Genomic DNA, 3504 nt, shown 5'->3' on the forward strand with positions numbered 1-3504 from the left:
ATGGATCGTCGACGCGGCTCCTCGACGAAACGGGGTGTTTTGTCCACGCCGATCACTCCGATCGCCTGCACTCCCATGGCCGCGATCGAACAGGCTTGAACAGGATCGGTGAGCCCACAGATCTTCAGCGCGATCGCCGCGTCGGACATTCGATCCAGGTGCTCGAGTGGTTCCTTTCTAGGATTGGACCACGGGCCACGGCAGTGCCCAACGGAGGAGCCCATGGGCGATGGCTGGCAGCTGATGCGGATTTGCGGCATTCCGCTTCGGATCCAACCAAGCTGGTTCATCATTTTGGGGTTGTTAACCCTTGCTTTTCAGCAACAGGCAGCGGTTCTCCCAGAAGCATCTAGTGCGCCAGTCTTGAGCTGGTTGTTGGGTTTGGCCACTGCACTCCTCCTGTTTGTTTCGCTGCTCTTGCATGAACTGGGGCATTCCCTTGTCGCGATAAGGGAAGGAGTCAAGGTGAGCAGTATCACGCTTCACTTGATTGGTGGCGTTGCGCGTATGGAACGGGAATGCTCTACCGCGATGGGTTCGTTCCGAGTGGCCGCGGCTGGTCCAGCGGTCAGCTTTATTTTGGCTGGCTTGCTTTTGGCCAGTCAGCACGCGGCAAACCATGCCAATCCTTTGCTGGGCAATCTTGTTGGTCAGCTTGGTGTTCTGAATTTGGTCCTGGCGATGTTCAACCTTTTGCCGGGACTGCCTCTTGATGGCGGCTTAATTCTTAAAGCGCTGGTGTGGCAATTCACAGGGAGCCAGCGCCGCGGTATTCAGGTGGCGACAGCCACGGGGCGATTTCTCTCACTCACAGGGATCATGCTCGGCTCCTACATCTTTCTTCGTGGTGGTGGATTGTTGGGCCTTTGGCTTGTGATGTTGGGTTGGTTCGGCATGGGAGCCTCGCGTTCCCAGTCTCAGACTCTGGCTCTGCAGCAGCTCCTGATCAACTTGCTTGTCGGACCTGCTTCCTCCAAGCGTTTCAGGGTGTTGGAAGCCGATCAAACCTTGCGCAGCCTCAGCCAAATGCGCCTGAGAGGAGCTGAGTCTGAGAGTGATCTCATGCCCGACTGGGTGCTCGTTTGTCGCTCTGGGCGCTGGATTGGATATGTCACTGATCAGCCCCTGAAGGAACTCTCCGTTCAGTACTGGGATCAACAGACCGTCGGGGAGCACATGCGACCGCTGGCTGAACTCCCTTCTCTTCAAGAGTCAGATCCACTCTGGAAAGCCGTTCTCGCACTCGAGCAAAGTGAACATGGCCGCTTACTGGTAACCGGTGCTGCTGGTCTTCCCTCCGGAACTCTCGATCGAAGTGATGTAGGCGAAGCCGTTTTGAAGGGATTGTCCCTCAAATTGCCGGCACCCCTTCTCGAAGCCTCTAGGCGCCGAAATGACTACCCCTTTGGCCTACCGCTTCTCCAGGCGGTGACCTCCATGCGGGCCTCCGGATTGTTGGATGAGACCTCAGAATCATTGACTTCATAATCTGAGGCCCGTTCCGCTACAAGCTGCTGTTCCCGACCGCTCATTGGAGTCACGTCCCAGCGGAGTCCTGGCCAAAGCTCCGCAATCGCCTCGGTCAGAGCCGCTTCAACCCTTGCCGCCGACGGTGTGGCGGACTGCCAGCAAGGTGGATCGGTTCCAAAGACCTCATGCCAAAGCTGTGGGGACGGAGCCAAGGGGATTTCACCGTGCTGAAGAAGGTGCCCCCTTTGCCAAAACTGAGCGCTGCCGATGCGTTTATGCCCGGAAGGATCCACGAGATCCGCCGTTGTGGCGCTGGCGAAGCAGTTTTGGCTTCCAGTCAGGGCAGGATCATCTCCTGGATAAAGCTCAAGGTCGAGTCGCGCTAATCCAGCGGTGATCCAAGCGTTGACCCGGCGATATGCTTCGCGTCGCTGTCGGGGTGGATCCGGCCAGATCAGGGCGTAGGTCAGGCCACCGCCATGCAGAACAGCCCCTCCACCGCTGGGGCGTCGGACCACGTTTAAGCGTCCGTTTCGTACCAAATTGAGCCAATGATTGGACCGTGGTGTCTGATGCCGCCCGAGTGACAACCAGGATCCTTCCCAGAGATAGAAGCGGAGCACGGGGCCAGGATTGTTTGTGCTTTGGCAATGCTCCAACAACAGGGCATCAAAGGCCATATGTTCTGGTCCTTGGCCGGCGAGAGCTGGGATCAGTCGGCCGAGGCGTCCGAACTCAGACCGGCAGGATGCAGGAATCGACATGGGCGCAATGGAGATTTTGGAGTGGCTGCTGGTGGTGCCTCTGGGACTACTTGCCGGGGGATTGGCCGGTCTGCTGGGGATTGGAGGTGGTTTGATATTTGCCCCTTTGTTGCTCTGGATGGGGTTGACACCGCATCAGGCTTTGGCGACAAGCACCTTTGCCATTGTGCCGACGGCGATCAGCGGCACGGTCACACACATTCGGGCGCGAACTGTGCCTGCTCAGGCTGGATTGGCCATTGGTATCGCCGCATTTGTGACGGCGTTGATCTTCAGTCGCTTGGGACGCTTGGCCGCTGGATGGCATTTATTAGCGCTTCAATCGCTTCTTTATTTGTTTTTGGCTTGCACAATTCGCTCACGTCCCCATGATTCGGAGTCGGATTCGGATCAGACGTTTTATCTGCCAGGACTCACCGCGGTGGGTGGGTTGGCAGGATTTGCAGGCGGAATGCTGGGCTTAGGAGGAGGGCTCGTGATGGTGCCCGTGATGGTGCGTGGGTTGGCAGTCCCGATTCGACTCGCGATTCGATTCAGCACGGTGGCAGTGGCGTGTTCCACTGCAGCGGCGTCTTTTCAGTTCCTTTCTGAAGGCAGAGGCCAACCCACTATGGGCTTGATTCTTGGTGGAGTTGCTGCCGTGGGGGCGCAGTGGAGCGCATCGCGTTTGGATGATGTGAGGGCCGACCGGCTGGCCTGGATGCTGCGGGGACTAGCCATCCTGTTGGCCTTAGATAGTGCTCGTAGAGCATTTCAGCTTGCGCTCCTTGGTTGATTCAGTGGGCTTCAGCTGGCTGTGAGGCCAAGCACTGCGATGGGGGCATCAGATCAGCCAAGGTCAAGCAATCAGGCTGCGGACATGATGCGAGACGCCCCATGCAGAGTCCCCGTTGTTCAGGAACCAGCCCACCATCAACACCATTGGCCCACCTAGGGGCTTGAGCGAATGATTGGCAGTCACCGAATCGGTGGCCGGCAGGTGGCCAATCATCATCCACGTTTTGATGTACATCAGCGTTGATCGAGGAGGGTCCAGAATGCTGGATCCACTTCGTAGCCAATCGTGGCTGCCATCTGGAGCAAGTTCCCCCGCTGAGATTGAGCAAGTTGTTCTCCCAGGTGATCGAGAAGCATGAATCGGTGGGTGATCCAGAGTTCAAGGGCCTGAGGGTCGAAGCGAATCCCTTCACTTGGACTGAAGTTGTGGGGAACCACCATCGCCACATGTTGGATCAGGCTTCCGCCTGATCGTTCCAGCACTAGGGGCAGC

Annotated in this window: 5 protein-coding genes and 1 pseudogene; 2 read left to right on the forward strand and 4 right to left on the reverse strand. The window is 57.6% G+C overall.

Annotation, left to right across the window (positions count from 1 at the left end; genetic code table 11):
• A pseudogene (locus NCN04_RS09560) lies at positions 1 to 149 on the reverse strand (phosphoribosylanthranilate isomerase); the annotation flags it as partial.
• A gap of 73 nt (positions 150 to 222) precedes the next feature.
• Between NCN04_RS09560 and NCN04_RS09565 the strand changes: the two are divergent.
• On the forward strand, positions 223 to 1488 hold the full coding sequence (locus tag NCN04_RS09565; protein ID WP_048346899.1) for a site-2 protease family protein: 1266 nt from the start codon (positions 223 to 225) through the stop codon (positions 1486 to 1488).
• On the opposite strand, the gene NCN04_RS09570 is transcribed toward NCN04_RS09565, so the two are convergent.
• Positions 1398 to 2234, reverse strand: coding sequence for a lipoyl protein ligase domain-containing protein (locus NCN04_RS09570; RefSeq protein ID WP_250395935.1), 837 nt, complete (start codon positions 2232 to 2234; stop codon positions 1398 to 1400). The two genes, NCN04_RS09565 and NCN04_RS09570, sit on opposite strands and share 91 nt — an antisense overlap.
• A 7-nt stretch (positions 2235 to 2241) precedes the next feature.
• On the opposite strand from NCN04_RS09570, the gene NCN04_RS09575 reads away from it, so the two are divergent.
• Complete coding sequence (locus tag NCN04_RS09575) at positions 2242 to 3009, forward strand: sulfite exporter TauE/SafE family protein (protein WP_250395938.1); 768 nt, start codon at positions 2242 to 2244, stop codon at positions 3007 to 3009.
• A 63-nt stretch (positions 3010 to 3072) separates the two neighbouring features.
• Here the strand turns inward: NCN04_RS09575 and NCN04_RS09580 are convergent, their stop codons facing one another.
• A complete protein-coding gene (locus tag NCN04_RS09580) occupies positions 3073 to 3246 on the reverse strand; it encodes a hypothetical protein (RefSeq protein WP_250395936.1) in 174 nt (57 codons plus the stop codon).
• On the reverse strand, positions 3246 to 3504 hold a 259-nt coding region (locus NCN04_RS09585), incomplete at its 5' end, for a chlororespiratory reduction 6 domain-containing protein (RefSeq protein WP_250395937.1). The genes NCN04_RS09580 and NCN04_RS09585, both read right to left, overlap by 1 nt.

This window comes from Synechococcus sp. MU1655 (assembly GCF_023630655.1).
Taxonomy (GTDB): Bacteria; Cyanobacteriota; Cyanobacteriia; order PCC-6307; family Cyanobiaceae; genus Synechococcus_C.